24 protein-coding genes are annotated in these 26,751 nt (G+C 60.4%); 14 read left to right on the top strand and 10 right to left on the bottom strand.

Annotated features, from left to right (window positions below):
• Positions 1-258: 258 nt before the first annotated feature.
• Together NA647_RS05515 and NA647_RS05520 are read left to right on the top strand one after the other, a co-directional pair.
• On the top strand, positions 259-2,199 hold the full coding sequence (locus NA647_RS05515; protein ID WP_256056790.1) for a sodium:solute symporter family protein: 1,941 nt from the start codon (positions 259-261) through the stop codon (positions 2,197-2,199).
• A gap of 260 nt (positions 2,200-2,459) precedes the next feature.
• On the top strand, positions 2,460-2,975 hold the full coding sequence (locus NA647_RS05520; protein ID WP_256050111.1) for a hypothetical protein: 516 nt from the start codon (positions 2,460-2,462) through the stop codon (positions 2,973-2,975).
• An 87-nt stretch (positions 2,976-3,062) separates the two neighbouring features.
• On the opposite strand, the gene NA647_RS05525 is transcribed toward NA647_RS05520, so the two are convergent.
• The 3 genes from NA647_RS05525 to NA647_RS05535 all read right to left on the bottom strand — a co-directional run bounded on the left by NA647_RS05525 (position 3,063) and on the right by NA647_RS05535 (position 4,971).
• Positions 3,063-3,854, bottom strand: a complete 792-nt coding sequence (locus NA647_RS05525; RefSeq protein WP_131648275.1) for an SIR2 family protein — start codon at positions 3,852-3,854, stop codon at positions 3,063-3,065.
• 9 nt (positions 3,855-3,863) lie between these two features.
• Positions 3,864-4,412, bottom strand: coding sequence for a non-canonical purine NTP pyrophosphatase (locus NA647_RS05530; protein WP_256056791.1), 549 nt, complete (start codon positions 4,410-4,412; stop codon positions 3,864-3,866).
• 109 nt (positions 4,413-4,521) lie between these two features.
• Positions 4,522-4,971 (bottom strand): group II truncated hemoglobin, encoded by a 450-nt coding sequence (locus NA647_RS05535; protein ID WP_256056792.1) that lies wholly within the window; start codon positions 4,969-4,971, stop codon positions 4,522-4,524.
• Between the two features lie 128 nt (positions 4,972-5,099).
• Here NA647_RS05535 and NA647_RS05540 point away from each other — a divergent pair, with 128 nt between their 5' ends.
• Positions 5,100-5,531 (top strand): universal stress protein, encoded by a 432-nt coding sequence (locus NA647_RS05540; protein ID WP_256056793.1) that lies wholly within the window; start codon positions 5,100-5,102, stop codon positions 5,529-5,531.
• Between the two features lie 70 nt (positions 5,532-5,601).
• On the opposite strand, the gene NA647_RS05545 is transcribed toward NA647_RS05540, so the two are convergent.
• Together NA647_RS05545 and NA647_RS05550 are read right to left on the bottom strand one after the other, a co-directional pair.
• A complete protein-coding gene (locus NA647_RS05545) occupies positions 5,602-5,946 on the bottom strand; it encodes a YajD family HNH nuclease (protein WP_256056794.1) in 345 nt (114 codons plus the stop codon).
• A 31-nt stretch (positions 5,947-5,977) separates the two neighbouring features.
• A complete protein-coding gene (locus NA647_RS05550) occupies positions 5,978-6,682 on the bottom strand; it encodes a YebC/PmpR family DNA-binding transcriptional regulator (protein ID WP_256050114.1) in 705 nt (234 codons plus the stop codon).
• A gap of 213 nt (positions 6,683-6,895) precedes the next feature.
• Here NA647_RS05550 and NA647_RS05555 point away from each other — a divergent pair, with 213 nt between their 5' ends.
• Entirely contained in the window at positions 6,896-7,792 is an 897-nt protein-coding gene (locus tag NA647_RS05555; RefSeq protein ID WP_256056795.1) for an EamA family transporter, read from the top strand.
• A gap of 507 nt (positions 7,793-8,299) precedes the next feature.
• Here NA647_RS05555 and NA647_RS05560 read toward each other — a convergent pair.
• The gene (locus tag NA647_RS05560; protein WP_256056796.1) at positions 8,300-8,485 is read right to left on the bottom strand and encodes a hypothetical protein; all 186 of its coding nucleotides are present in this window, start codon (positions 8,483-8,485) and stop codon (positions 8,300-8,302) included.
• Between the two features lie 122 nt (positions 8,486-8,607).
• Between NA647_RS05560 and dgt the strand changes: the two genes are divergently transcribed.
• Positions 8,608-10,104: a dGTPase gene (gene dgt / locus NA647_RS05565; RefSeq protein WP_256056797.1), complete on the top strand. Its 1,497-nt coding sequence runs from the start codon at positions 8,608-8,610 to the stop codon at positions 10,102-10,104.
• A gap of 83 nt (positions 10,105-10,187) precedes the next feature.
• On the opposite strand, the gene NA647_RS05570 is transcribed toward dgt, so the two are convergent.
• Positions 10,188-10,823: a TetR/AcrR family transcriptional regulator gene (locus NA647_RS05570; protein WP_256056798.1), complete on the bottom strand. Its 636-nt coding sequence runs from the start codon at positions 10,821-10,823 to the stop codon at positions 10,188-10,190.
• Between the two features lie 95 nt (positions 10,824-10,918).
• On the opposite strand from NA647_RS05570, the gene NA647_RS05575 reads away from it, so the two are divergent.
• Together NA647_RS05575 and NA647_RS05580 are read left to right on the top strand one after the other, a co-directional pair.
• Complete coding sequence (locus NA647_RS05575) at positions 10,919-12,016, top strand: efflux RND transporter periplasmic adaptor subunit (protein ID WP_256056799.1); 1,098 nt, start codon at positions 10,919-10,921, stop codon at positions 12,014-12,016.
• 5 nt (positions 12,017-12,021) lie between these two features.
• The gene (locus NA647_RS05580) at positions 12,022-15,096 is read left to right on the top strand and encodes an efflux RND transporter permease subunit (RefSeq protein WP_256056800.1); all 3,075 of its coding nucleotides are present in this window, start codon (positions 12,022-12,024) and stop codon (positions 15,094-15,096) included.
• Positions 15,097-15,117: 21 nt separating this feature from the next.
• Here the strand turns inward: NA647_RS05580 and NA647_RS05585 are convergent, their stop codons facing one another.
• Positions 15,118-15,678 (bottom strand): TetR/AcrR family transcriptional regulator, encoded by a 561-nt coding sequence (locus NA647_RS05585; RefSeq protein ID WP_256056801.1) that lies wholly within the window; start codon positions 15,676-15,678, stop codon positions 15,118-15,120.
• Between the two features lie 151 nt (positions 15,679-15,829).
• Between NA647_RS05585 and NA647_RS05590 the strand changes: the two genes are divergently transcribed.
• The 5 genes from NA647_RS05590 (at position 15,830) to NA647_RS05610 (ending at position 22,282) form a co-directional block, all read left to right on the top strand.
• Entirely contained in the window at positions 15,830-16,429 is a 600-nt protein-coding gene (locus NA647_RS05590) for a glutathione S-transferase family protein (RefSeq protein ID WP_256056802.1), read from the top strand.
• A 26-nt stretch (positions 16,430-16,455) separates the two neighbouring features.
• Positions 16,456-17,385 (top strand): pyridoxamine 5'-phosphate oxidase family protein, encoded by a 930-nt coding sequence (locus NA647_RS05595; RefSeq protein WP_256056803.1) that lies wholly within the window; start codon positions 16,456-16,458, stop codon positions 17,383-17,385.
• Positions 17,386-17,388: 3 nt separating this feature from the next.
• Positions 17,389-18,138: a Zn-dependent hydrolase gene (locus NA647_RS05600; RefSeq protein WP_256056804.1), complete on the top strand. Its 750-nt coding sequence runs from the start codon at positions 17,389-17,391 to the stop codon at positions 18,136-18,138.
• Positions 18,139-18,364: 226 nt separating this feature from the next.
• Positions 18,365-21,379 (top strand): transglycosylase domain-containing protein, encoded by a 3,015-nt coding sequence (locus NA647_RS05605; protein ID WP_256056805.1) that lies wholly within the window; start codon positions 18,365-18,367, stop codon positions 21,377-21,379.
• Positions 21,380-21,502: 123 nt separating this feature from the next.
• Entirely contained in the window at positions 21,503-22,282 is a 780-nt protein-coding gene (locus tag NA647_RS05610) for a PhzF family phenazine biosynthesis protein (RefSeq protein ID WP_256057068.1), read from the top strand.
• Between the two features lie 33 nt (positions 22,283-22,315).
• On the opposite strand, the gene mapR is transcribed toward NA647_RS05610, so the two are convergent.
• Positions 22,316-23,725: a GntR family transcriptional regulator MpaR gene (gene mapR, locus NA647_RS05615; protein ID WP_256056806.1), complete on the bottom strand. Its 1,410-nt coding sequence runs from the start codon at positions 23,723-23,725 to the stop codon at positions 22,316-22,318.
• Positions 23,726-23,812: 87 nt separating this feature from the next.
• Positions 23,813-25,228: a cytochrome c oxidase accessory protein CcoG gene (gene ccoG / locus NA647_RS05620; protein ID WP_256056807.1), complete on the bottom strand. Its 1,416-nt coding sequence runs from the start codon at positions 25,226-25,228 to the stop codon at positions 23,813-23,815.
• Between the two features lie 400 nt (positions 25,229-25,628).
• Here ccoG and NA647_RS05625 point away from each other — a divergent pair, with 400 nt between their 5' ends.
• Positions 25,629-25,994: a CidA/LrgA family protein gene (locus NA647_RS05625; RefSeq protein WP_256056808.1), complete on the top strand. Its 366-nt coding sequence runs from the start codon at positions 25,629-25,631 to the stop codon at positions 25,992-25,994.
• Positions 25,991-26,701 (top strand): LrgB family protein, encoded by a 711-nt coding sequence (locus tag NA647_RS05630; protein WP_256056809.1) that lies wholly within the window; start codon positions 25,991-25,993, stop codon positions 26,699-26,701. Before NA647_RS05625 ends, NA647_RS05630 begins: the two co-directional genes overlap by 4 nt.
• The last annotated feature ends 50 nt before the right edge of the window (positions 26,702-26,751 follow it).

A 26,751-nucleotide genomic window follows, 5' to 3' on the forward strand; every position in this document is an offset into this window, starting at 1 on the left:
GGACCCAGCAATGCGCATCGGCCGGTACCCGCATATGGCTGCGATGGGCGCAGTAGAACTTGTTGAGTATCGACTGACATTCGGCGGGTAGCTGACGCGGTTTGAGTTCGAGCATGAGCAGTATCCGATGACGCAGCGCATGGTACCCGATGAGCGCCGTAACCTGTTCTAGCCGGCCCGCCCGATCCGTTTATCCGATAGCCGCAATTTTCGCTGTAGTGCAGGCTCTGAAGAGAACTACTCCACAGGGCCATAACAATGATAGATCTCCTGATAGTGGTGGTTTTCATCCTGTACGGTCTGGGTTCAGGCCTCCGCGCGCGCGGAAAGGCCTCTCAGAGTCTCGATGAGTATTTTCTCGCCGGCAAAACGATCAAAGGCTGGAAGGCGGGGTTTTCCATGGGGGCGACTCAGTTCGCCGCCGATACTCCGCTACTTGTTACCGGCCTCGTTGCAACGGCTGGCATCTTCGCGCTTTGGCGATTGTGGATTTACGGCCTTGCGTTCCTGCTCATGGCTTTCGTGTTCGCGGTTGGCTGGCGTCGGGCCGGGGTATTGACCGATGCCGAGTTGACCCGGGTGCGATATAGCGGCAAGGGTGTCACTCCGTTACGTTTGCTTAAGGCGATCTACTACGGCACGGTGATCAATTGCGTGGTGCTGGCGATGGTGCTGGTGGCCGCCATTCGTATCGCCGAAGTGTTCCTGCCATGGCATTTGTGGCTGCCCGCTGGAGTGTACGAGCCCATCGTGGATTTCATCGCCTCTACAGGCATACAGCTCGGTGAAAGTATTACCGGGCTGGAGCCGGCGATGATGAGCGCCAACAACCTGATATCGATTCTGCTGATTCTCGCGTTCACCGCGATGTATTCGATAACGGGGGGGCTTCGCGCTGTGGTCCAGACGGATGTAATGCAGTTCAGCCTGGCGATGATCGGCACGCTGCTTTATGCCTGGTTCGTCGTCGACGCCGCCGGTGGGTTGGGCGGGCTGACGGATCGCATTGTGGAAATCTACGGAGCCGAGCAGGCGAGCAGGATGTTGTCCTTCGCCCCGCCAGCCGATGCGGGTGAGGCGCTGATGCCGTTCCTGGTCATCATCGGTCTGCAGTGGTTCTTCCAGATGAACTCCGACGGTACTGGCTATCTTGCGCAGCGAAGCATGGCGTGCCCGACCGACCGTGACGCTCGAATAGCCGGTCTGGTGTTCGCCTGGCTACAGATATTTCTGCGCAGTCTGTTCTGGCTTGCGATTGCGGTTGGGCTGCTGGTGCTATACCCATTCACTCCAGCCGAGATGGCCGGCGATGGTTTCACGGCCGGGCGGGAAGCACTGTTCGTGCAAGGTATCGAGGATTTGTTACCGCCGGGCGTGCGCGGCCTGATGCTGGTCGGATTGCTGGCCGCGTTGGCGTCTACCGTCGATACACACCTCAACTGGGGCGCGTCTTACTGGAGCAACGATGTCTATGGCGGCGTATTCGCGCCACATGTGCTCAAGCGCAAGCCAAGGGATCGCGAGTTGGTGCTGGTGGCGCGGCTGTCCAACGTGCTGATTCTGGTGATCGCGATGATCATCATGGCCAATCTCGGTTCGATCCAGACCGCCTGGTTTATTTCGCTACTGTTTGGCGCGGGGATGGGTTCGGTGCTAGTGCTGCGTTGGCTCTGGGAACGAATCAATCTGTACTCGGAGCTGACCGCCATGGCGGTATCGCTGATTACGGCGCCTTTGCTCCTCTATTACTTGGGCACCGATCCGGAGCGCGAATGGATACGTCTCGGAATTATGGCCTTGACCACTACATCCGCCGCGATCCTGGTTACCTTCATCACTCCGGCGACGGACGACGCCACGCTCAAACGCTTCTATCGCCGTGTTCGCCCCTTCGGCTTCTGGCGGCACGCAGCGATGCTCAACGGCATTGGGGCTGCGGTGTCGGTCAAGGCATTAGGGACTCGGTTGTTCGCCGTGGCGGTAACCGCCGTTTCGCTTTTTTCATTGCTAGTCGGTGTTGGTCGCCTGATGTTCCCGCCGCCGCAGGGCAGCTCCCTTATTAGTTGGCTGTGTCTGGCGGTTGGGTTATTGCTGATACCGGTCTGGCTGCGAATCGCCATGGGACGACAGTTCGATACGGATCCGGAAGATGAACTATTGCCGGAAGATGTATCGGCGCGAAAAAGTAGCTCGGCGTGATTGGACATCCATTCTTGGGTCGGGCTTCATGTCGGCTGATCGGGTTGTATAGATTCGCTCCGTTTGTTGTTTGGCGATCTCAGCCCGGTTAGGCGATAACTAGCGCAGCGGCGAAACAAATTAAATAATCAATAAAAATAACAGCTTACTTGATATACCTAAAATAAAATGAACAGTAGTTGTGCTCCTCTTGTCATTAAAATACGCATCGCGTGAGCGTTACTGCGTATCCGCCATAGTAAGAACAAGAGGGTGTTGTCATGAAACGACTTTTCAAAACTTCTCTCCTGGTAGCCGCCATGCTTCCCGCTATCGCAGTTGCCGCTCCGGTGGCAGGTGATCGTGAAGTTACCTTGAGCGGTGCGGGAAGTAGCGACAAGGACTTCGACGATACAGTGTTCTCAGTACAAGGTAGTTGGGGTACTTATCTTGATGAGCGATCCATGTGGGGCATTCGGCAAACGGTTAACGCCCGCGATTCTGAAGGTGAAAGCGTGCAGTTCGATGGCTCCACCCGAGTGTTTTATGACTACCACTTCGGTAGTGGGAACACTCGCCCATTCATTGGCCTGAGCGTGGGTGGAGTCTACGGCGAGGAAGTGGACGAGACCTTCATGGGGGGGCCGGAACTCGGCATAAAATACTGGGTTCAGGACAAGACGTTCATCACTGCGATGGCTGAATATCAGTTTCTGTTCAAGAGCGGAAGCGATGCGCGAGATCGTTATGACGATGGAGCGTTCTTCTATAGCGTCGGTATTGGTTACAACTACTGATGCATGTGAGTGCGATGCCCGGCGGCATCGCACTTTTATCGCTTCGTTTGTTTATTCTTTCGCTTCGCTTGATATAACCATAGCCCGTTAGCCTTCAACCAGATTCCGCAAAAAGTTCTGCAAGGCCAACCCCGGTTCGTCATCTTCCGAAGTGATCATCTGAATTCCCCATTGGCTGAGAATTTCTTCCTGCACCGGGTTGGGTTTGTGCGAGAAGACATAGGATATCGGCCGGACGCCAAGGGTTTCGTGTTCGTTCCAGATCTTCGATAGTTTGTAGAACAATAATCGAATGTTGGTATCCGAAAGGCTGTAGCCAATAAACAGAACGGCTTTGCTCAATGTGTCCGCGCGCAACTTGATATCCAGCGGCGTTTCGAATTGCAGGCGCTCGTAATAGCTCGTTTCATCGAGCACGATTGAGTCATCGTCATCGAAGTCGCCATGAAATTTGACGATCTGCCTGACGCCATCGCGGGCCTTTACCAGGTCACTGGCATTGGCGATCTTGATGTAACCAACGCCATGAGCATCATGGGCGTTCTCCAACCAGCGGTCGTAGTTGGTCGTGTAGATCGCTGGAAACCGACCTTGAACGATCAGCCGGTGAATCTCCGAATCCCGAATCTCGATGCTCTTGTGCCACTCCCGGTCCATCCAGCTGCGCAGTGGCCCGATGTTGCCTTTTCTGATGCGGTAGTACTCGGCAAGCGAGAGGAAGTTTCCATAGGTATCGAAGACATCGGGGTCGTAATCGAGTTGCTGGGCAATTTCGTTGATCAGGTCGCGCCAGGGCGGTAGTCCGATATTGGCCGACACGCCGGAGCCTACGAAAAGAATCAGGCGGTTATGCCGGTATGCCTCCAGAAGCTTCTGCATCTATACCTCTCAGACCCGGCGCAAGTGATTGATGAAGGCGTTTAACGCCCGCTTGCGCATGGAAAGCTCGTTATGGACGCCACCCAACTCGGCGAATGTGCAGGAGTAACCATCGGGAATGAACACGTTATCCCACTCGAAGCCCTCTGCACCCGCCGGTTCGCGGGAAATTCTGCCGGTAACTTCTCCCTCGAAGAAATGCCGCTTGCGACCGTCGCAGTAGCCGATCAGCGAACGTGCCACCGCGGAAGAATCGTCCAGATTGCCGATCAGTTCGGAGAAGCGCACGGCGTGCAAACGATCCCAGAACGTCTGGGTCAGGCCGCCGGGGAAACCGTTCAGGCTATTGATGAACAGGCCCGAGTGCTCGACGAAGACCGGTTTGCCAATCATTTTGAAGGCGTCCATCAGCTTGTCACTGACCAACTGATGCAGATCTTCGGTTTGCTGTTCCACGATGCGCACCGGGAAGCTGATGATCTCAATGCCGCTCTGCTCGAGAAATTCCCGTGCGTCGCAAATCTTCTGCTCGTTGACCGATGCAAAGCGGATCTTCATCTAATCACCCTGACTGCTGTTCGAAGCGGATGCCGCATCCGAGCATCGTTATCCCACAGAGTTATGACGCAGCGATGTGCCCAGGGTTCGGCCTGCCGATCCGCGTCGGTTATGGCCGCAGCGAGTGCGGGTGCGCCGGGCACGACTGTTGTCCGGCTTGCAGGATGCGTTCCGCCGGTACCCGCAACTGCACCAAGAGGTAGTCGGCGAAGTCCGCTGAGTAGTCCTGCCTGGCAATGGCGAGCGCCATGCATTCGAGCCAGGCGTCCCGCTCGGTTTCGCCCACCGTCCAGCGTCTGTGGAATTGCGGGATGCTGATGCTGCCGAACTTTTCGGCGTAACGGCGCGGCCCACCCAGCCAGCCACAGAGAAACGCCGCCAAACGTTCGCGCGCCTCACTCAGGTCCTGCGGATACAAACGGCGTACGCAATGGGCGGCTTCGTGCTCGTCCACGATCCGGTAGAATTCCGCGACCAGCTGTTGGATGCCGGCTTCGCCGCCGGCTGCCTTGAACGAGGCGTCGCCGACGCCGAACGGAGCGTTGGAGGTTGTACTCATCGACTGTCTCGCAAAGGAGTTGATTGTTTCCGGTGCTGGGATTGATCCAGCGCAATGGATATGTTCCTGGCGCTCGGGAGCATTGGGCGGTGGTCTATGCTGTTCTCAAATGTTCAATGGAGACCGCCATGCGCAACATTCTTTTAGCTTTCGACGGTTCGGACAACGCTAAACGGGCGCTGCGATACATCGTCGACTTCGCCGCCGATGCGCCTAAACCGCTTCAGGTGCACGTCCTGAATGCGCAGCAGGAACCGGTCATCTATGGCGAATTCGTCACCGCAAGTACGGTTGAAGATCTGAACAAGAGCTTTCTTGAAAAATCTCACCATACACTGGAGCAAGCCGCTACGGAGTTACAGGCCGCCGGCATACCGCACCAGACCCATGCCGTTCTAGGCGACGTCGCAGCGCAGGTGAATGCGGCGGTGCAGCAATTCGGCTGCGACACCGTCGTCATGGGCACACGCGGCCTAGGCAGCTTTACCGGCATGTTGCTGGGCTCGGTTGCCAACCGTGTGGTCCATGAGGTTTCGGTGCCGGTCCTGCTGGTCAAGTAACCAGAGCGTGTGAGCTGTACCCGTTTCGTCGCGGCTCACGCGAAACGGGAACAGATTCGAGATCACTGAATCAATCCGACTTGCCCTTGAGCAGGTCACCTAGGTTGGCGAAGGCCTTAAAGGTTTCCTTCGAGCCCAGATCGCTGCCTGGCCTGGCTTCGGCCTGGTACTGATTGTCCGTATAGCGTGAATGCTCGTTGTCGTGGCAATACAGGCAGAGCAGTTCCCAGTTGGAGCCATCCTCGGGGTTGTTGTCGTGGTTGTGGTCCTTATGGTGGACCGTCAGTTCGCTCAGCCGCTTGCCTGAAAACTCCCGCGCGCAACGTCCACAGACCCAGGGGTACATTTTCAGCGCCTTCTCGCGATAGCCCTGTTCGCGCTGGGCGTACGGCGTATTCGGTTTGTTCGTGCTCATGGTGTTTACCCTCTACCGGAATCCAGACCCGTCAGCCCGCCAGGCCGACATAGACGTTCTGCACATCGTCATGGGCATCGATGGCCGCGAGGAAGGCTTCGACTTCTTCGAGCTCCGCATCGGAAAGCGTCGTGACGGGGTTCTTGGGTCGATAACCAAGCTGGGCCGACTGTACGGTGAAGCCCTGTTCAGGCAGCGCCCGGCAGACCACGTCCATATCGCTGGGATCACTGATGAATAGCGTGGCCCCGTCTTCGGCGGCTTCGAAATCCTGCGCACCGGCTTCGATGGCGGCCAGTTCCGGATCGGCGTCAGCCGTGTCCGGCGCCGCTTCGATCAGGCCGCAGTGGTCGAAATCCCAAGCGACAGAGCCGGACGAACCGAGCTGACCCTTGCGGAACAGTACGCGGATCTCAGCGACGGTGCGGTTGACGTTGTCGGTCAGGCACTCGACGATCACCGGCACCTGATGCGGGGCGAAACCTTCATAGGTGGTGCGTTCATAGTGGACGCTTTCACCGAGCAGGCCGGCGCCTTTCTTGATTGCGCGCTCCAGGGTTTCTCGCGGCATCGAGGCTTTCTTGGCCTGTTCCACCACCAGGCGCAAGCGGGGATTCATATCCGGATCGGCGCCGCTGCGGGCTGCGATCATGATCTCCTTCGACAGCTTGCCGAAGGTGCGTCCCTTGGCGTTGGCTGCCGCTTCTTTATGCTTCGCTTTCCACTGTGCGCCCATGCTTGCTCTCGTGCGGGTTGATTCGTTCGCAGAGATTCTAGCTCTTTGCAGCCGAAGCTGGCACGGAGTGCATGACATCGACCCATGCCGGAAAGAGCCATTCGCGGGGCAGGTTTGCCGCGTTGCGACTGTATTGCCGAATCCTTTGCTCGCTGTATGAGTGCACGATCGCAAGGGAGGGCTTTAATGATTTTTTAACTTGGGAAGTGCGCCATGGCACCCAAAGACCTCCTGCTGGCCCTCGTGGTAATCGTTGTCTGGGGCATGAACTTCGTGGTGATCAAGGTCGGTTTGGACGATATTCCGCCAATGCTGCTCGGTGCGTTGCGTTTCATGCTTGCCGCCTTCCCGGCGATTTTGTTCATCAAACGTCCGCTACTGCCGCTGCGCTGGCTGCTGGCCTATGGCGCGACCATCTCGCTTGGGCAGTTCGCCTTTCTGTTCTCGGCCATGAATGTCGGCATGCCGGCCGGGCTGGCTTCGTTGGTGCTGCAATCGCAGGCATTTTTCACGCTGTTCTTCGCCGCGCTGTTTCTTGGCGAGCGTCTGCGGGCGACCAATTTCATCGGCTTGTTGATCGCTGCGGGCGGGCTGCTGCTGATCGGCATGCAGGGCGATCGCAGCATGACCTTGGCTGGCTTCGTGCTCACCATCTGTGCGGCGTCGATGTGGGCGCTGGGCAATATCGTGACGCGCAAGGTGGGCAAGGTGAACCTGGTTGGACTGGTGGTGTGGGGCAGCCTGATTCCACCGATCCCATTCTTTGCGCTTTCATGGATGATGGAAGGCCCGCAAGTAATCGAAAGCGCATTGCGCGGTATCGGCTGGAGTTCGGTTCTGGTGCTTCTCTATCTGGCCTTTGGTGCCACCATCCTCGGCTACAGCCTGTGGAGCCGGCTATTGTCGCGCTACCCGGCCAACACCGTGGCACCTTTCTCGCTACTGGTACCGGTGGTGGGGCTGACCTCCGCCGCGCTGCTACTCGATGAGCATCTTGGTGTGATGCAGGCAATCGGAGCACTGCTGGTAATGCTGGGGCTGATGATCAACGTAGGCGGCGGCTGGCTGCTGGGCCGGGTGCGCATGGTGCTGGGCAGTTCGACTGCCTGACAGCAAAACGCCCCGCACCGGGAGCCGGGCGGGGCGCTGTAACTTAGGATATCTCAGCGAGCGGCGTGGCTTCCCAATAGAGGTGTGGCTCCGTTGGCTTTCTCTCGTTTAGCCGAGCGCTTTTCCTGCGCAGTTTTCAGTGGTTTCTTTTTTGCGTTCTTCTTTGTATCCATACCTTTGCTCATGGTGTCGCCTCGCGGATTAATGGCTGGTTGTGCATCCCTGCGTCGGTCTGCTCTGTGGCCAGGGCACCTCGGAGTGAGCGTTGAGGATTCAAAGTAGATGTGCCCGAGACTACGCCTGATCGGCCGCTCTGGATAGCGGCACTTGAGCTGCGGTCAGCGTCTGCTGCCGGTTGTTCAGCTGCTGAGCGATACGTTTGCCCCAGCGGCGCCAGACAGGGGTAAGCAAAGTGCGCTGGCCGCGCTGCTGCCACCTCGAATCGGGGCTCTGACTGTAGTCCATCGGCAGGGGCTCGAGCCGCGAAGGAGGCCTTCAACCGACTGCTCATCCGTTCAGGCGAGCCAGTTCACGGCGAACCATCGCCGCGTATTCCGGCGGGGTGAGTTGGTAGAGCTCCGAGGCGACCCACGGTAGCCAACGAGTTCCCAGTTCGGGTCGTTTGTCGAGTAGCCGCCGTGCTTCGGCGGTCGCCCGCTCGGCATGTTGGCGATGAAAGTCCGCTCTGCTCATGATGGCTTCGCTCTTGGCTGAGCAGGCGATTCTAGTCGAGCAGGCGCGAGGGCGGGGCAGCGGTCTTGGTAAAGCCGTCATGCCGCGCTAGGCTCGGCATTCTTATTTACCGAGTGCGATCCATGCCAGTGCCCCTGAACTTCAAGGACAAGATCTCCCGCCAACGGCCATACGGCCAGATGGAACAGGGGATGCGCGCCTCGGACGGCAACCTGCAGGCGGTCATCGATCAACTGGAAAGCGACCGCGGCCGCATCATAAATTCGGCTGCGGTGCGTCGCCTGCAGCAGAAAACGCAGGTGTTCCCGCTGGAGCGCAACGCGGCGGTGCGTAGCCGGCTAACGCATTCGTTGGAGGTCCAACAGACCGGTCGTTTTATCGTCCGTACGCTATATAAGCAGCTTGGCAACAAGGCTAGCCTGTATGGCCTCGATGATCTGGAAGGAGCGCTGGAAAGCCTGGTGGAAATGGCCTGCCTGATGCACGACATCGGTAATCCGCCCTTTGGGCACTTCGGCGAGTTCGCCATCAGTGAGTGGTTTGCACGCCATCTCGAGACGCTTTTCGACTCGGCCGTACCGATGGAGCAGGGAGGTATCGAGCTGCGCGCACGCATGCTGCTCGATCTCAAACAGTTCGAAGGCAACGCTCAGGCGATTCGTTTGGTGGTGAGCCTGTTGCGGCTCAATCTGACCTATACCCAGACGGCCGGCCTGCTCAAGTACGTGCGTGCGGCCTACGCGCCCAAGCCTGACAAGGGCACGCCTGGCGCCTATCTGCACAAGAAGCCGGGCTTCTATCTATCCGAAGCGCCGTTCGTGGATGATTTGCGCACGGCGCTGGGTCTGCAATCCGGTACGCGCCATCCCGTTGCCTACATCATGGAAGCGGCGGATGACATCGCCTATTGCCTGGCCGACATTGAGGACTCGGTGGAGAAAGGCATCTTCACCATTGAACAGCTGGCGCAACTGCTGGTAGCCAAGTTCGCCGAGCACGGATCGCCAGACGAGCCGATCGAGCCAACCGGGCGCAGCTTTCGCAGCATGGTCGCCTATGCCGAGTCGCGCGCGCGGAAGGAGCCGATCAACAAGGTCGGCGAGTTCTTCATCTGGTTACGGGTAAACATGGTCCATCCGCTGGTGCAGCATGCGGCTCAGCAGTTCGTCGACAACATCGAGTCGGTCTACCACGGCACACTGGACCGCGCACTGCTGGAAGATTCCAGCTTGGTCAACGCCATCGTGCAGACCTTCAAGGACGTTGCGATGGACCGCGTGTTCTGCCATCGGGAAGTGGAAACCCTGCAATTGCAGGGCTATCGCATTCTGCAGGGCTTGCTCGACGCCTATGCACCACTGCTGCGCGTAGCCCCGGAAACCTTCCAGGCCCTGACCGAGGGAGGCTGCCGCAGCGAGCCACATCTGCAGATGTTGGCGCGGCGATTGCCAAGCCAGCTGATCAAGGCCTACCACGAGGCCATGAAAGTCCACTCTATGGAATCGCCTGACCAGCCGCTTTGGGAGTTCTACTACCGCTGCCGAATGCTGCAAGATTTCGTTAGCGGCATGACCGATCAGCTTGCACAGGACGAATATCGGACCCTTTCCGCCTTGTAGTCGATGTGGCGCCTCCCTTCGCTCCGTGCTGCAGTCGCGAAACTATCGGGCCGGTTCGTGTGCCGTCTCAGTTCGACCCGGTTTCACATTCCATAGTTACGCATGAACAAGGCGACGCAGTCCTGCACATGCTTGTCGGCTTCTGCCTGGTCGGGCAGTTCCGCGTAGCCGATCAACAAGCGGAAGTGCGCGGCGCCCTTTATCAGCGAGCAGAAATGTTCGGCAGCGCGCATGGGCTCGCTCACCCGCAGCAATCCACGCTGGTTGGCCTGAATCAGCAGTTGCTCCAGATCCACCAGCAAACGCTGCGGTCCTGCGTCGAAAAACATGCGTGACAAAGCAGAATTCTGCGTGGCCATGGCCACCATCACACGGTGCAGTCCGATGGATTCCGGGCTGTTAACTAAGGCATGGAATGCATAGCCCAACTCCAGTAGTACCTGGCTGATCGAGCAGCCGTCCTCGAGGACGAACAGCTTGCGCGGCAAGCGCGTCTCGCAAGTGGTTTTTATCGCCTCGCCAAACAACGCTTCCTTGTCCTTGAAATGGCTGTATAGCGTGAGCTTGGAAACGCCGGCCTCGGCAGCGATGGCCTCCATGCTGCTGCCTTCGTAGCCGTTGCTGAGGAATAGCACCTTAGCGGCGGCCAGTACTGACTGGCGCTTGGCTAAATCCTTCGGACGGCCGGGGCCAGAGGGTGCGGATGGGGTTTTTGTCATATGCGCTTTTAATACTAGACTGGTGAGTTCGGTATTTTTACTATACCGCGCAGTATAAGTATTAAAGCCCGCCTGGCGACAAAGAGAGATCCATCGTGTTCCGACATGCCCTGCCTTTCCTCGGTGTCATTGGTTTCGCCTTGCTTGCCGGTTGCGGCAATGGTGAGCCCGAGCAGCTTTCTGCAAGGCCGGTCATGGTGGTTCAGCCGCAACCGGCCAGCGAGTCGGTCGAAAGCTATCCAGGCGAGGTGCATGCGCGTTACGAGCCTGAACTGTCGTTCCGGATCGGCGGAAAGGTGACCGAGCGTCTGGTTGAAGCCGGTGAACGAGTGCGCAAGGATCAGCCCTTGGCCAAACTTGATCCGCGGGACGTGCAGTTGCAATTGGAAGGCTTGCGCGCTCAGGTTGCCGCCGCGGAAGCCAACCTTCGCGTTGCCCGCGCTGAGCATGAGCGCTACAAGACGCTGATGGATCGCCAGCTGGTCAGCCGCTCGCAATTCGATTCTTCCGAAAACGCCTATCGCTCGGCCCAGGCGCGTCTACAACAGGCGCGCGCTGAATTCGATGTGGCGAGCAACCAGGTCGGCTATGCCGTTTTGCGGGCGACCCGCGACGGGGTTATAGCCCAGCGTCGGGTCGAGGTCGGCCAAGTGGTCGCGGCAGGGCAGACCGCATTCGTGCTCGCCGCCGACGGCGAGCGCGAGGTGGCGATCAATCTGCCGGAGCAGGCGCTGGATCGCTATGCGGTAGGGCAGAAGGTCTCGGTGGAAATCTGGTCGCATCCGGGCAAGCAGTACCCGGGACATATTCGTGAACTATCGCCGGCAGCTGATCAGCAAACGCGTACCTACTCGGCGCGAGTCGCGTTCACCGATGCCGAGGTGCCGGCCGAGCTGGGGCAGAGCGCCCTGGTGTCGATCCGCAATAACGGCGAGGTGCCGCTGGCTGTTCCGCTCTCGGCTGTCACGGCGGAGCAGGGCAAGGCCTATGTCTGGCGAGTGACGGAGGGCGCCACCTTGGAACGAGTCGCCGTGCGCACCGGCGCCTTCGGCGAAACCCTGGTACCCATACTGGACGGCTTGCAAGCTGACGACTGGGTCGTGCTGGCCGGCGTGCAGATGCTGCATGAAAACCAAGAGGTCAGGGCGGTCGACCGCGACAACCGGCCGGTCGTGCTGGCGGCGCAGGAGTAATCGCGATGCGCTTCAACCTCTCTGCCTGGGCGCTGGGTAACCGGCAGATCGTGATCTATCTGATGCTGTTGGTGGCTGTCGTCGGAATACTTTCCTATAGCAAGCTCGGCCAGAGCGAAGATCCACCCTTCACCTTCAAGGCGATGGTGATTCAGACCCAGTGGCCTGGCGCCACGGCCGAGGAAGTCTCTCGTCAGGTCACTGAGCGCATCGAGAAGAAGCTGATGGAGACCGGCGATTACGAGCGCATCGTTTCCTTCTCGCGGCCGGGCGAATCCAACGTAACCTTCATGGCGCGCGACTCGATGCGCTCCGAGCAAATCCCTGAACTTTGGTACCAGATCCGCAAAAAGATCGGCGACATTCGTCACACCTTGCCGGCCGGGGTGCAAGGTCCTTTCTTCAACGATGAGTTCGGCACCACCTTCGGCAACATCTATGCGCTGACCGGCAAGGGCTTCGACTATGCGGTGCTCAAGGATTATGCCGACCGCATCCAGCTGCAGCTGCAGCGGGTGACGAATGTCGGCAAGGTCGAGCTGATCGGCCTGCAGGACGAAAAGATCTGGATCGAGCTTTCCAACGTCAAGCTGGCCAACCTGGGAGTACCGCTGGAAGCCGTGCAGCAGGCGCTCGAAGCGCAGAATACGGTGTTGTCGGCGGGCTTCGTCGAGACCCCGAGTGACCGAGTCCAACTACGCGTGACCGGCAGCTTCGAGACGGTCAAGGAAATTCGCGACTTCCCCATCCGCGTGGCTGGCAGCACCTTTCGCATTGGCGATGTGGCAGAAGTCTATCGTGGCTTCAACGATCCGCCGGCGCCCCGTATGCGCTTCATGGGCGAGCCGGCGATCGGTCTGGCGGTGTCGATGAAGGACGGTGGCGACATTCTCGTGCTGGGCGAGGCGCTGCAAGGCGAATTCGCACGCTTGCAGCAGGAACTGCCGGCCGGCATGGAGTTGCGCAAGGTGTCCGACCAACCGGCAGCGGTAAAGACAGGGGTCGGCGAGTTCGTTCAGGTGCTCATTGAGGCGCTGGTAATCGTACTGCTGGTGAGCTTCTTCTCGCTCGGCGTGCGCACCGGTCTGGTGGTGGCGCTATCGATCCCGCTGGTCTTGGCGATGACCTTCGCGACCATGAATTACCTCGACATCGGTCTGCACAAGATCTCGCTCGGCGCGCTGGTGCTGGCGCTCGGGCTGATGGTGGATGACGCGATCATTGCGGTAGAGATGATGGCAATCAAAATGGAGCAGGGCTTCGACCGGCTCAAGGCGGCGAGCTACGCCTGGACCAGCACGGCTTTTCCGATGCTGACCGGCACCCTGATCACCGCGGCGGGTTTCTTGCCGATTGCCACGGCGCAGTCGAGTACCGGTGAATACACCCGTTCAATCTTTCAAGTGGTGACCATCGCACTGGTTGCTTCTTGGATCGCCGCAGTGGTATTCGTCCCTTTATTGGGGGCCAAGTTGCTGCCTGATCTGGCCAAGCGTCACGCGCAAAAACACGGTGGTAGCGATGCGGGGCACGATCCCTATTCAACGCCGTTCTATCAGCGGGTGAGGCGGATCATTCACTTCTGCGTGCGTCGACGCAAAACGGTGATCGTACTGACGCTGTTGCTCTTCGCCGGCTCGATTGCCCTGTTCCGTGTCGTTCCACAGCAATTCTTCCCGGTATCGGGACGTCTGGAGCTGATGGTCGATCTCAAGCTGACCGAAGGCGCTTCGCTCAAGGCCACCGAAGCCGAGGTGCGTCGCCTCGAAGAGTTGCTCAAGGATCGTGCCGGTATCGACAACTATGTCGCCTATGTCGGCAACGGCTCGCCACGTTTTTATCTGCCGCTCGATCAACAGCTGCCTGCTACCAGCTTCGCTCAGATTGTAGTGCTGGCTAACAGTATCGAAGAGCGCGAAGCCCTTCGCAGCTGGTTGATCGATCGCCTGCGAGAAGATTTCCCAACCCTGCGCGGGCGTGTCAGTCGGTTGGAAAATGGTCCGCCCGTGGGGTATCCGGTGCAGTTTCGGGTAACCGGCGAGCACATCGATGTCGCCCGCAAACTGGCACGTCAGGTCGCCGCCAAGGTTCGTGAGAATCCTCATGTGGCCAACGTACACCTGGATTGGCAGGAGCCGAGCAAGGTGGTCTGGCTGAATATCGACCAGGATCGCGCCCGCGCCCTTGGGGTGAGCACGGTCGAGCTTTCGAGTTTTCTCAAGCGCACCTTCACCGGCACCACTGCGGGCCAGTTCCGCGAAGACAATGAGCTGATCGAAATCCTGCTACGCGGCACCGAACGCGAGCGCGAAATGCTGTCGATGCTGCCCAGCCTGGCGATTCCTACCGCCAGCGGTTTAAGCGTGCCTCTGTCTCAAGTCGCCACGCTGGAATATGGCTTCGAGGAAGGCGTGATCTGGCATCGCAATCGCCTGCTGACGGTAACGGTGCGTGCCGATATCTATGGCGAACAGCAACCGGCTTCTCTGGTGCAGCAGATCGAGCCGACGCTGAGCGAGATTCGCGATGCGCTCCCCAGCGGCTATCTGCTGGAGGTTGGCGGGACGGTGGAAGATTCCAGCCGCGGGCAGGCGTCGGTGAATGCCGGTATGCCGCTGTTTATCATCGTCGTGGTCAGCCTGTTGATGGTCCAGCTCAAAAGCTTTTCGCTTTCGGCGATAGTCTTTCTCACGGCGCCGCTGGGGCTGATCGGCGTTGCGCTATTCCTGTTGTTGTTCGGTCAACCGTTCGGCTTCGTCGCGATGCTCGGCACCATCGCGTTGTCGGGGATGATCATGCGCAACTCGGTGATTCTGGTGGACCAGATCGAACAGGACATCGGTGCCGGCCATGACCGCTTCAACGCCATTGTCGACGCCACGGTGCGCCGCTTCCGGCCCATCGTATTGACCGCGCTGGCATCGGTGCTGGCGATGATTCCGCTGTCACGCAGCGTGTTCTTCGGGCCGATGGCCGTGGCGATCATGGGTGGCTTGATCGTTGCGACCGCACTGACGCTGCTGTTCCTGCCGGCACTTTATGCGGCCTGGTTCCGCGTGAAGGAAGAGCGCCTGGCATAAGGGCGCATCGCCGGCGTTTATTCAGACGCCGGCCGCCTGCAGCAACTGATCAGCCGCCGCCTTGGCAAGCAGCGCCTGATCGGCGGGACCTTCGATGTGCGCCATGCTCAGCGCGCCCTCGATCAGAAACTGCAGTTGTCGCGCTAGCTGCTCTGGCTGCGGTGCGTCGAGCGCTTCGAGCAGTTCGCGCAGATGCGTCTGAAACTGAGCCTTGTACGTCGCCGAGCGCTGATGAATCGGATGATCGCGGTCCTGGTATTCGGCCGCGGCGTTGATGAACAGGCAGCCACAAAACGCGCTCGGGCTGTGAATCATATTGTTCAACCCATCGAAAACGCCGAGAAGCGCCTTGCGTGGCGGCAGGGTGTCGCGCGCTTCGCGCAGGCGCTCGAGCATTGGCAGCTGACGGGCGTCGAGCACCGCGAGAATCAACTCTTCCTTCGATTTGAAGTGCTTGTACAGCGTCATCTTCGCCACGCCAGACTCGCTGAGAATCCGGTCGATGCCCGTGGCGTGGTAGCCCTCTGTGTAGAACAGCCGCTCGGCAGTGCTGAGCAATAGGTCGCGCTTGTTCGTTGCCATATCGGTCTCCTCGGGCGGCCATTATGCGGGAGCGATTCTTTTCCCTCCAATCGTCATCCTCGTGAACATTTTGTGCTTGAAGTGTACAGACAGGTCTGTCTATTATCCAGTCGTGCCTCTACAAACCCCCATCTTGCGAAGGAGCGACACGATGAAACTGTACGATCTGACCCTGTCCGGTAATTGCTATAAGGCGCGCCTGTTTCTCAGCCTGATCGGCCAGCCGGTTGAGCTGGTTCCGGTGAACCTGCTGCAAGGGGAGCACAAGCAACCGCCGTTTCTCACTATCAACCCGCGCGGGCAGGTACCGGTTCTGGAGGATGGCGATATCCGCGTGATCGACTCCCAGGCCATCCTCGTTTATCTGGCACGGCGCTACGCCGGCGAAGTCTGGTATCCGCAGGATGCGCTGGCTCAGGCCCGCATCGTTGGCTGGCTGAGTTTCGCCGCCAACGAGATGCATCACGGCCCGGCCACGGCTCGGGTAGGGCGCTTGTTCCGCCGTCCGATCGACGAACCCTTGACCGCCAGCCGTGCTATCGCTGCTTTGCAGCTGGTCGAGCAGCAGCTCACCGAACATGCCTGGCTGGCCGAAACCGCTGCGCCAACCATCGCCGATCTCGCGGTATATCCCTACGCGGCGCTGGCTGGTGAGGGCGGTATTGATCTCGGTCCGTACCCGGCAATCCGTGCCTGGTGCTCGCGCATCCGCGAGCTACCGGGCTACATCGGCATGCCCGGATTGGAATAGGACGGCTTGGAATTGGAGATACCGTCATGAGCAGCCCCTTCCACATCGGCGAGCAATCCGTTCAGGCCCGCGCCGGCGTTCGCGAAAAAGCTGAGCAGATAGGCAGTCGCATGATCCGCCCATTCATGCCGGAGCAGCATCGGGAATTCTTCGCGCAATTGCCGGCGTTGTTAGTGGCGGCAGTGGACAGCGAAGGGCAGCCTCATGCATCGGTACTCTGCGGTGAGGCCGGGTTCGCCTGGTCGCCGCATCCGGCCCTGCTTTGTGTCGGCGCCAAGCCTCAAATCGACGATCCGATCACGTCATTGCTGCAGCCGCGCGCCGCGGTCGGTTTGCTCGGGCTCGAGTGGCCGACCCGCAGACGCAACCGGATGAATGGGCGAGTCGTTGAAAGCGACGAGCGAGGCTTCAGCGTTGCGGTCGCGCAGTCGTTCGGCAATTGCCCGAAGTACATCCAGGCGCGTGATTGGCAGGTGATTCCGCGCCCGCCGGGTTTAATGCTCGAAGGCGATGGCCTGGACCAGCAGTGGCTGGCGCTGGTGACGGACGCCGACACGCTGTTCATCGCCAGTCAGAGTTCGGACCCGCAGGGTGGTGGGGTGGATATCTCGCATCGTGGCGGACCGGCCGGCTTCATCGAAATCGGCCGGGACGGTCGTCTCTGGATGCCGGATTACAGTGGCAATCGGCTGTTCAACACGCTCGGCAATCTGCTTATCGAGCCGCGTTGCGGACTGCTGATGATCGATTTCAGCAGCGGCGATCTGCTGCACCTGCAGGCGCGTGCCGAGGTGGTCTGGCCTGAGCAATATGCGGCGCTGGGCGTCACACCGCCGCCCGGTGCCGAGCGAATGCTTGCACTGACTCCGGGACGCTGGATGCTACGCCGCTCGCGTTTGCCGTTGGCGTTCGCTTCACCCCAGTTTTCGCCATTTCTTCCCAAGGCAGGAGTGTGAGCCATGCGCAGCCTGAGGATCATCGGCCTGTCATTTATGCTGTTGGCCGGGACAGTGAACGCGGCGGAACTGCGCTTCAGCTTGGTTCGCACAGCGCAGACCACGTCCAGCGGTGAATTCACCTGGCGCGACGGTAGCTGGGTAGCGCCGCCAGTGGTCAATCACATAGCCGTTCTAATCGAGTATCAGGGCAGCCGGCTGTTATTCGGCACCGGCCTTGGCCGGCAGATCGATGCGCAGCTGAACAGCGCGGTTCCCTGGCGTGAAAAGCGCTACGGGGCCGTGCAGCCTGCGCGTGATCAGCTGGATCGTGACGGCATTACAGTCGACCGGGTTGTGCTGGGTTGTGCCCGTTGGGAGTACGCGTCCGGGTTGGCTGACTTCGCCGATCTGCCGGTGCTGGCAAATCCGGAAAGCATTCATTACGCCAGTACCGCAACGCCGCCAGCGGTGATCCCAGCGCAGTTCGCCCATGGGGTCGATTGGCAGCCGCTGCGCTTCGAACGGCGTACTTTTTATGGATTCGAGGATAGCCTCGACCTATTTGGCGACGGGCGGCTGATAGTGGTGAAACTGCCCGGACATGGCGCGCTAGGACTGTTTCTCCTACTGGATGATGGGCAGCGCTACTTCTATCATGGCGATGCCGTCGGCAGTGAAGGCGCTCAAAAGCTGCTACCTGCCGATGTCTTGCAGGTGCGAGATGCTCAGCTGCAAGCGCGGCTCGGTTTTTATCCAGCGTGGATCGAATAAGGGGCTCTGCCAAGGCCGTTCTTGAGCGGCTCCGTTCGTCTGCTTGAACACGTGAACGAAACGCCAACAGCTAAGCTTAAGCCTGTGATTTTCCTAGGAAGCCAGGCCGGAACATATGGGCGCAGTATGGCGGAGCGATACCTCCCGGGCGGCTGGTGGCAAGCGCGCATCGAAGACCAGCAAAACCGGTAGACCAACCACGCACGGCAGCCGTCTGGCTCGCCGCATGACCCTGTTGCTGGGCATCTCGCTACTGGCGGGCGGCGGCTATGCGGCCTGGCATGAGATGCATACCTCAAAGCTGCAGGCACTCTGGCTAAGCCGCTATGCGGAAAACCTCGACTATCGGGTCGAGCCCGGCGCAAGTACCAGTATCCATTTTCCCGAGGCCGGACCTTTCGACCGGCGTCTGGGCTACTCGGCGCTGCCGACTTTTCTCGAACGGCTGGCCGAGCGCGGTTTCGATATCCGCCAACAGGTGCGTTTTTCACCGGCCTTGCAACGCTACGCCAGCCACGGCTTCTTCGTGCCCTATCCGGAAAAGTCGCAGGCGGGGCTGACGATAGACGATTGCCGGGGTGAACCCCTGTACGCCAACAGCTACCCGCATCAGTACTACGAAACCTTCGAAGACGTGCCGCCGATCATCGCGATGAGCCTGCTGTTCATCGAGGATCGCGGGCTGCTCAACGCCGAGCGACCGCTCGCGAATCCGGCTGTGGACTGGCCGCGTTTCACCATGGCGGCTGTGAGTCAGGTCGAGAAGAAGCTCGGCCTGCCGGTGCAGGCGGCGGGCGGCAGTACGCTCGCGACCCAGGTGGAGAAATACCGCCACTCACCAGAAGGTCGAACCGGAAGCGCCGAAGAAAAGATTCGGCAGATGATATCGGCGAGCGTGCGCACCTACCGCGAAGGTCAGCTGACCTTCGCCACACGCAAGCGTATCGTGCGCGACTACCTCAACAGCGTGCCGCTGTCGGCGGCGTACGGCCACGGCGAAGTGCATGGCATCGCCGATGGGCTGCGGCTCTGGTTCGGCGCGGATTTCGCCGAGGTTAACCGTGCGCTGGACTCACGCCGCAACGCCGATGTCAGTTATGAGGCGCAGGGTCTGGCGCTGCGCCAGGTGTTGTCGCTGCTGATCGCGCAGCGGCGTCCATCGTATTACCTGTTCACCGGGCGCGACGATATGGCGACGCTCACCGACAGCCACATCCGTCTGCTGGCCAACGGCGGCGTGATCGACACCCGGCTGCGCAACGCGGCGCTGCAGCAGAAGGTCAGCTTTCGCGACCTGCGCCGTGAACCGGGTATTCGTGAAGTTCCGACCAGCAAAGGCATCACCGCCGCGCGCATGCGTCTGAGCAGCCTGCTCGGCGTGTCGCTGTATGAACTGGATCGTCTCGATCTGGCCGCCACCACGCCGCTGCACGGGGAATTGCAGAAGCAGGTCAGCGATTATTTGCTGCGTCTGGCGGAGCCGGACTTCGCGGGCGAGGTCGGGCTGTTCGGCGAGCGAATGCTGTCGCCGGAGCGCACGGCGGACGTCCGCTACAGCTTCACGCTGTTCGAGCGCGGTGAGCAGGGCTTTCGCGTGCGTGTACAGACCGACAACACCAACCAGCCGTTCGACATCAATGAAGGCAGCAAGCTGGAGCTGGGCTCCACGGCCAAGCTGCGCGTGTTGACCACCTATCTCGAAGTGATTGCCGAATTGCACGATCGCTACGCGCAAAGCGAGATCAGCGAATTGCGCAAAGCCGAGGCGGTCGATCCGCTGACACGCTGGGCCGTGGGTTATCTGATCGAGAATAAGGATCGCAACCTGCCGGCGATGCTCGATGCGGCGCTGGAACGACGTTACTCGGCCAGCCCCGCCGAGCGCTTCTTTACCGGTGCGGGCATGCACCGGTTCGGCAATTTTCGTCGTGAGGATGACGGACGTTTGCCTACCATGCGCGAGGCGCTGCGAGAGTCGATCAACCTGCCGTTTGTACGCCTGATGCGTGATCTGGTGAGATACAGCACCTATCAGACTTCCAACGGCGCCGAACTGTTGAAAAGTGACGACAACCCTGAGCGGCGTGAATATCTGCGTCGCTTCGCCGACCGCGAGGGCTCGGTGTTCCTTCAGCGCTTCTGGAAAAAATACCGTGGCAAGACTGCAGACGAACGCATCGAAGTGCTGCTCGACGGCATGCGTCCGACGCCGCCCCGGCTCGCCGCGGTGCACCGCTACCTAATGCCAGAAGCCGATCGCGCCGCCTTTGATCGTTTCCTCAAGCAGGCCCTGCCGGGTGTCGAGCTTAACGACGAAAAGCTTGATTCGCTGTACACCCGTTATGGCCCCGGTGCCTATAGCCTGCCAGATCAGGGTTACATCGCCCGGGTGCATCCGCTGGACCTTTGGTTGCTGGGCTATTTGATCAAGCACCCCGACGCGGGTATCTCCGAGGTGATCGCTGCCAGCACCGCCGAGCGGCAGGAGGTCTACGGCTGGCTGTTCCGCAGTCGGCACAAGAGCGCGCGCGACAGTCGTATCCGCATCATGTTGGAAGTGGAAGCCTTCACCGATATTCATCGCCGCTGGCAGCGCCTGGGTTATCCCTTCGATCATTTGGTGCCGTCGCTCGCCACCGCGCTGGGCAGCTCCGGCGACCGCCCGGCCGCGTTGGCGGAGCTGATGGGCATCATCGTCAACGATGGTGTAAGGCTGCCCAGTGTGCGTATCGACAGCCTGCATTTTGCCAGCGACACGCCGTATGAAACGCGCGTGGGCGTCAGGCCGAATACGGGTGTCAGGGTGCTGCACAGCGAAGTGGCCGCGGCGTTACGCGAAGCGCTCGCCAACGTGGTCGAGGGGGGTACGGCGCGCAGGCTGCGCGGCAGCTTCCTGCAAAGCGACGGCGAACCGCTGCGTGTTGGCGGCAAGACCGGAACGGGCGACAACCGCATCCAGACCATCGGTGCAGGCGGGCGGTTGATCAGTTCGCTGGCATTGAACCGGACTGCCACTTTCGTTTTCTTTCTCGGCCCGAATCATTTCGGCACCTTGACTGCCTACGTTCCAGGGCGCGGCGCAGACAGTTTCCGCTTCACTTCGGCGCTGCCGGTGCAGGTGCTCAAAGGCATGGCGCCGATTCTCCAGCCCTATCTGCAGATCGGCGCGCAGACGCAATGTCAGCCGCCGGCAGAGCCGATCAAGCCCACGCTGACTGCCAGCATGGTGTCGAGCTCCTGACCGGCCGCAGCCAGGTCGGCTCAGGAAGAATTGCAGAGCGCTTCCCGCTCGGCGAGACTCGTTCGATTAGCGCGCCCGACGGCGGGCGCCGAGCAGGGGTGAGGGCCGAGCATGAAACTGCCGATCTATCAGGTCGATGCATTCACTGGTGAGCTGTTCAAGGGCAACCCCGCCGCGGTGGTGCCGCTGGAACAATGGCTGAGCGATGCGCAGATGCAGTCGATCGCCATCGAGAACAACCTGTCGGAAACGGCCTTTCTGGTACGCGAGCCGGACGGTGCCTTTCACATTCGCTGGTTCTCGCGCATTACCGAGATCGACTTTTGCGGTCACGCAACGTTGGCCAGCGCGTTCGTGTTGCTCAGTCAGGGAATGGCGACGGCGCCGCTGACCTTCCGTGCGGCGGCGGTGGGCGACATCAGCGTCGCGCAGCTGGACGACGGATTGCTGGAAATGAACTTCCCCAACCGCGAACCCGAGCGCGTGGATAACCCTCCGGCGGAGCTATTCAACGGCCTAGGCATCGTTCCGCAAGCCGTCCTGAAAAGCAGTCAGGCCTGGTTCGCCGTATACGAGGACGAGGAGCAGGTACGCGCTCTGACGCCGGACCTCGCCGCCCTCAAAACACTCGCCCCGCTGGATGTGGTGATCACCGCGCCGGGGCGTGAGCAGGACTTCGTCTCGCGTTACTTCTGGCCGGCCAATGGTGGCGATGAAGATCCGGTAACTGGCTCGATCTATGCCGGCCTCGCGCCTTACTGGAGCGGGCGCCTGGGTAAATCCTCGCTGGTTGCGTTGCAGGCCTCGCGTCGTAGCGGACTACTGTATTGCCGGGTGGAAGGGGAGCGCGTGTTCGTCGCCGGGCGAGCAGTGCAGTACCTGCAAGGAACGATCGAGGTTTAGCGTCGTGTGTGGCTTGCCGCCGAGGCTTCGTTTTTAGAACGATTTAATCATACGTCCGAGTAATTCCATGGCCTTCTCACTGCGCTCATCCCAGGGGTGGCCATGGTTCAACCGCGCGCAGTTTCGGAATCGTTGAGTGGCCGAAAAGATCGGGCCGGGGGCGAGGCTGATGCCTTGAGCGAGCGCGAGCTGCAGCAGCTGCAGGGAATCGACCTGCTCCGGAAACTCGAACCACAGGAAGTAACCGCCAGCGGGGCGTGTGACCCGGGTGGTCGCCGGGAAATGTCGGGCGGCAGAGGCGAGCATGGCGCCTTGTTGCATTTCCAGCGCGTGGCGCAGCTTGCGTAAATGGCGGTCGTAGCCGCCGTGTTGCAGGTAATCGGCGATGGCTGCCTGGGCCGGGACGGAAGGCGAAATAGTGGTCATCAGCTTGAGCCGGCTGATCTGCTCGGCGTACCGCCCGCCAGCGACCCAGCCGACTCGATAACCCGGCGCGAGGCTTTTGGAGAATGAGCCGCAGTGCATGACCAAGCCGTCGCGGTCATGGCTTTTGACGGGCTTGGGCGGTTCCTGGGAGAAATAGAGCTCGGCGTAGACGTCGTCTTCGATCAGTGGCACCTGATGCTGCCGCAGCAGCTCGTAAAGCTGCAGTTTCTTCGGTTCACCCATGCTCGCGCCCAGCGGATTTTGCAGGCTGCTCATGAACCAGCACGCCTTGATCGGAAGCTTGGCGAGGCTGTCCGCGAGGGTTTCCAGATCGATGCCCTCGCGCGGATGCACCGGGATTTCCACCGCCTTGAGCTTGAGCCGTTCCAGCACCTGGAGCGTGGCGTAGAAGGCGGGTGCTTCGATGGCGACCAGGTCACCTGGCTCGGTTACGACCTGCAGGCACAGATTCAGCGCCTCCATGGCGCCGGTGGTGATCACCAGCTCGTCCATCGGCAGCATCACGCCGCTGACCATGTAGCGCAGGGCGAGTTGCCGGCGCAGGTCCGGATTGCCGGCCGTCATCTCGGCGATCACCGCGCTGGCCGGCATGTCGCGTATGCACTGAGCCATGGAGCGCGCCAGGCGTTGCAGCGGAAAGAGTTCCGGGCTGGGAAAGGCCGAGCCGAAGGGCACGGTGTTTGGATCGCGTAGCGAGGCGAGCACCGAGAACACCAGCTCGCTGACGCCAACGTCGGTGGTTTCGGCCAGCCGCGGCCCGATCTCGGGTTCGTGCAGCGGACGCTTGGCATGTTCGCGAACGAAGTAGCCCGAACGCGCCCGCGCTTGAATCAGGCCGCGATCCTCGAGCAGGTAGTAGGCCTGGAATATTGTCGACGGGCTGACCCCGTAGGTGCGGCTGGCGTGGCGCACCGACGGCACTCTTTCGCCCGGCCCCAGTACGCCGGTGCGGATCAGTTCGGCTATTTCGTCAGCAAATTTTTCGTAACGCTTCATGCGTCTGGCTCAGCTGCGGCAATGGGTGACGATACTGCACGAAGCGTGAACGGTGCACCTCGTGTTGCCGCGCGGATCACCACGCGCTCACGGATTGGCCGGCGCGACGAAGGTGCTGTTGATACTGACGGCACTGTGTGGATCGTCCAAGTCACGAACCTTGAACTGCAGCCTGTGGCTCAGTGCACGGCTGTGGCTGGGGTCGGTGAGCGCCACGCTGACTGGCAGATCGGCGATCTCGCCGGGCGCCAGGCTGATTTCGCGTCGAGCGTGCAGCTCGAACGGCCCCTTGCCGAGCGATATCGCGTACTGCCGGTGCTGCTGGGTCTTGTTGATGACCTTGAGGCGGTACATGTTTTCGATCTGGCCCTGCGTATTTTCGCGATACAGGGTGCGGTCCTTGGTGACGTCCAGCGAAAGCATCGGTCGGGCATCCAATGCCCAGACGAAGGCCCCGATCATCACCAGCAGTGCCGCGGCATAGCCGACCAGACGAGGGCGAAACAGACGCGTCTTGCCGCCCTGCAATGCGCGCTCGGACGTGAAGCGGACCAGTCCGCGCGCATAGCCCATCTTGTCCATCACGCTGTCGCAAGCATCGACGCAGGCGCCGCAACTGATGCAGTCCAATTGCAGGCCGTCGCGGATGTCGATGCCGGTGGGGCAGACCTGCACGCACAGGGTGCAGTCGATGCAGTCACCGAGGCCCTGCGCGCGCGGGTCGCTGTCCTTGCGCCGCGCGCCGCGGCTTTCGCCACGGGCCGCATCGTAGGAAACCAGCAGGGTATCGGCATCGAACATCACCGCCTGGAAGCGCGAATAAGGGCACATGTGCAGGCAGACCTTTTCCCGCAGCCACCCCGCATTGAGGTAGGTCGCAGCGGTGAAAAAGAACAGCCAGAAACCGGCGGACAATCCGAGCTCCAGGGTGAACAGGTCACCCACCAATTCACGTACCGGAACGAAGTAGCCGACGAAGGCGAGCGCCGTCGCGAGACTGACCGCCAGCCAGATCGCGTGTTTGGCGGAGCGGCGCAGCAGCTTCGCAGCGGACCAGGGCGCGGCGTCGAGCTTGATCCGCTGGCCGCGGTCGCCCTCGGTGATCTTTTCCGCCCACATGAAAATCCACGTCCAGGTGCTCTGCGGGCAGGCGGAGCCGCACCATACTCGGCCGGCCAGCACGGTGATGAAGAACAGGCCAAAGGCCGCGATGATCAGCAATGCCGACAGCAGGATGAAGTCCTGCGGCCAGAAGGTGGCACCGAAGATGTGGAATTGCTGTTTACCGAGATCCCAGAGCACAGCCTGACGGCCGTCCCAGTTCAGCCACTGGGTGCCGAAGTAGAGCAGCAGCAACAGACCTCCGCTCAGCAGGCGCAGATTGCGAAACAGGCCGGAGAAGCTGCGGGTATGGATCGGTCCGCCCGTCTGGGCGGGCGTCAGGCGTATCGGTTTGCTCGGATCAACAGTAGCGATGATCGTGGCGGGAATTCGTTCGGTCATTTTGTGCGCCCCATAGGCATTCAGGCGGGACGAATGATCGAGCGGAGCAGAGATGTAGAACAGTCTCAGTCCTTGAGTGTAAATACAGATCAGATGGCGGGCGGAGGAGCTCGCATTATGAGCGCATTAGCCTGGAAGGCTGGCTATGCCCGGGCTCGTGATCGGCATCATCGGAAAAATACGACAAACTGCTCTCAGGCCCTGCGACGTCGCGCCACAGGAGAATTAGGATGAAACCCGTGAATAACTGATCCGGTTTTTTTGCCTCTATCTGCACCTGTTTCGCCTCTGCCACAGCGGGCGATAGTCCCGAGCTTGCATCGGTTGCGAGCGCATGCTGCTATCGATCCCTGGTTTAGCCTTTCTGCGTACCGTTCTGCTGTCGACCCAAGGAGTACCAATGATCCTCAAAGGCCTGACTTGGCTAGTAGTGCTGCAATTGCTTGGCAGCGTCATCAATCTTCTGCTGCTCCCTGCACTCCCTGGGCCGATCATCGGCATGGTGCTGCTGTTCGGCCTGCTGTTGCTGCGCCGCGGTATTCCTGAACCACTCGAGAAAACCGCGGCCCTGCTGCTGCAATACCTGCCGCTGCTGCTGATTGTGCCGGCGGCCGGGATCATGACCAGCAGCGATGCCTTGCTAGCCGATCTGCCTGCCATCGCGGCCGGTCTGGTGCTTTCGTTGATGGTGACCGTTCCGTTTTGCGGCTGGCTGATGCAGTACCTCATTCGGCGGACGGAACGCCGCAGAGAGAATCAGCTATGAATGGTCTTGAATGGCGCGATGTCTGGGCGAAGACATTCGACCACCCGCTGTTTTCCGTGGCGCTAACGCTGATCGCGTTCCAGCTTGCACTGGCACTCTACCGACGCAGCGGCTGGCTGGTGCTGCAGCCGGTGATGATCGGCATGCTGCTGGTGGTCGGAACGCTATACCTGTGCGGCATCGATTATGCGAGCTACCGCGAGGGCGCCTCGATGATTGCCGTGCTGGTCGGCCCGGCAACGGTGGCCTTGGCGGTGCCACTGTATCGTCATATCAAGCGTATCCAGCAACTGTTCTGGCCGATCCTCATTACCCTGGTGAGCGGCGGCGTGCTGGGCGTCGTCCTGACGTTGCTGATTTCCAGTGCGATGGGCGCGGATCTGTCGGTACTGATGAGCCTGTCGCCCAAGGCCGCAACCATGCCGATCGCCATGCTGGTGGCTGAGCAGATTGGTGGCCTCGCTTCGCTGGCGGCGGTATTCGTGATGCTCACCGGTGTCATCGGCACGGCGCTGGGGCCGTGGCTGTTGGGTTGGGCAGGTGTCGATCATCCCGCTGCCCGGGGCCTGAGCTACGGCATCAACGCCCACGCCATCGGCACAGCTCGCGCGTTGGAGGAAAGCGATGAATGCGGCGCCTTCGCCGCGCTGGGCATGAGCCTGCTGGGCATTCTCATCGCGCTGTTTCTGCCGGTGCTGTTGGGTTGATGTTGCTGTTGCGCTTGGGCGATCTGAGCCTAACCTTAAGGTCCTAACCT

The sequence above is a fragment of the Stutzerimonas stutzeri genome (genome assembly GCF_024448985.1).
GTDB classification, from domain to species: Bacteria; Pseudomonadota; Gammaproteobacteria; order Pseudomonadales; family Pseudomonadaceae; genus Stutzerimonas; species Stutzerimonas stutzeri_AP.

Excerpts from the sequence above, each read along its gene's own strand:
- NA647_RS05515 (WP_256056790.1), top strand. The coding sequence starts at position 259 with ATGATAGATCTCCTGATAGTGGTGGTTTTCATCCTGTACGGTCTGGGT.
- NA647_RS05520 (WP_256050111.1), top strand. The coding sequence starts at position 2,460 with ATGAAACGACTTTTCAAAACTTCTCTCCTGGTAGCCGCCATGCTTCCC.
- NA647_RS05525 (WP_131648275.1), bottom strand. The coding sequence starts at position 3,854 with ATGCAGAAGCTTCTGGAGGCATACCGGCATAACCGCCTGATTCTTTTC.
- NA647_RS05530 (WP_256056791.1), bottom strand. The coding sequence starts at position 4,412 with ATGAAGATCCGCTTTGCATCGGTCAACGAGCAGAAGATTTGCGACGCA.
- NA647_RS05535 (WP_256056792.1), bottom strand. The coding sequence starts at position 4,971 with ATGAGTACAACCTCCAACGCTCCGTTCGGCGTCGGCGACGCCTCGTTC.
- NA647_RS05540 (WP_256056793.1), top strand. The coding sequence starts at position 5,100 with ATGCGCAACATTCTTTTAGCTTTCGACGGTTCGGACAACGCTAAACGG.
- NA647_RS05545 (WP_256056794.1), bottom strand. The coding sequence starts at position 5,946 with ATGAGCACGAACAAACCGAATACGCCGTACGCCCAGCGCGAACAGGGC.
- NA647_RS05550 (WP_256050114.1), bottom strand. The coding sequence starts at position 6,682 with ATGGGCGCACAGTGGAAAGCGAAGCATAAAGAAGCGGCAGCCAACGCC.
- NA647_RS05555 (WP_256056795.1), top strand. The coding sequence starts at position 6,896 with ATGGCACCCAAAGACCTCCTGCTGGCCCTCGTGGTAATCGTTGTCTGG.
- NA647_RS05560 (WP_256056796.1), bottom strand. The coding sequence starts at position 8,485 with ATGAGCAGAGCGGACTTTCATCGCCAACATGCCGAGCGGGCGACCGCC.
- dgt (WP_256056797.1), top strand. The coding sequence starts at position 8,608 with ATGCCAGTGCCCCTGAACTTCAAGGACAAGATCTCCCGCCAACGGCCA.
- NA647_RS05570 (WP_256056798.1), bottom strand. The coding sequence starts at position 10,823 with ATGACAAAAACCCCATCCGCACCCTCTGGCCCCGGCCGTCCGAAGGAT.
- NA647_RS05580 (WP_256056800.1), top strand. The coding sequence starts at position 12,022 with ATGCGCTTCAACCTCTCTGCCTGGGCGCTGGGTAACCGGCAGATCGTG.
- NA647_RS05585 (WP_256056801.1), bottom strand. The coding sequence starts at position 15,678 with ATGGCAACGAACAAGCGCGACCTATTGCTCAGCACTGCCGAGCGGCTG.
- NA647_RS05590 (WP_256056802.1), top strand. The coding sequence starts at position 15,830 with ATGAAACTGTACGATCTGACCCTGTCCGGTAATTGCTATAAGGCGCGC.
- NA647_RS05595 (WP_256056803.1), top strand. The coding sequence starts at position 16,456 with ATGAGCAGCCCCTTCCACATCGGCGAGCAATCCGTTCAGGCCCGCGCC.
- NA647_RS05600 (WP_256056804.1), top strand. The coding sequence starts at position 17,389 with ATGCGCAGCCTGAGGATCATCGGCCTGTCATTTATGCTGTTGGCCGGG.
- NA647_RS05605 (WP_256056805.1), top strand. The coding sequence starts at position 18,365 with ATGACCCTGTTGCTGGGCATCTCGCTACTGGCGGGCGGCGGCTATGCG.
- mapR (WP_256056806.1), bottom strand. The coding sequence starts at position 23,725 with ATGAAGCGTTACGAAAAATTTGCTGACGAAATAGCCGAACTGATCCGC.
- ccoG (WP_256056807.1), bottom strand. The coding sequence starts at position 25,228 with ATGACCGAACGAATTCCCGCCACGATCATCGCTACTGTTGATCCGAGC.
- NA647_RS05625 (WP_256056808.1), top strand. The coding sequence starts at position 25,629 with ATGATCCTCAAAGGCCTGACTTGGCTAGTAGTGCTGCAATTGCTTGGC.
- NA647_RS05630 (WP_256056809.1), top strand. The coding sequence starts at position 25,991 with ATGAATGGTCTTGAATGGCGCGATGTCTGGGCGAAGACATTCGACCAC.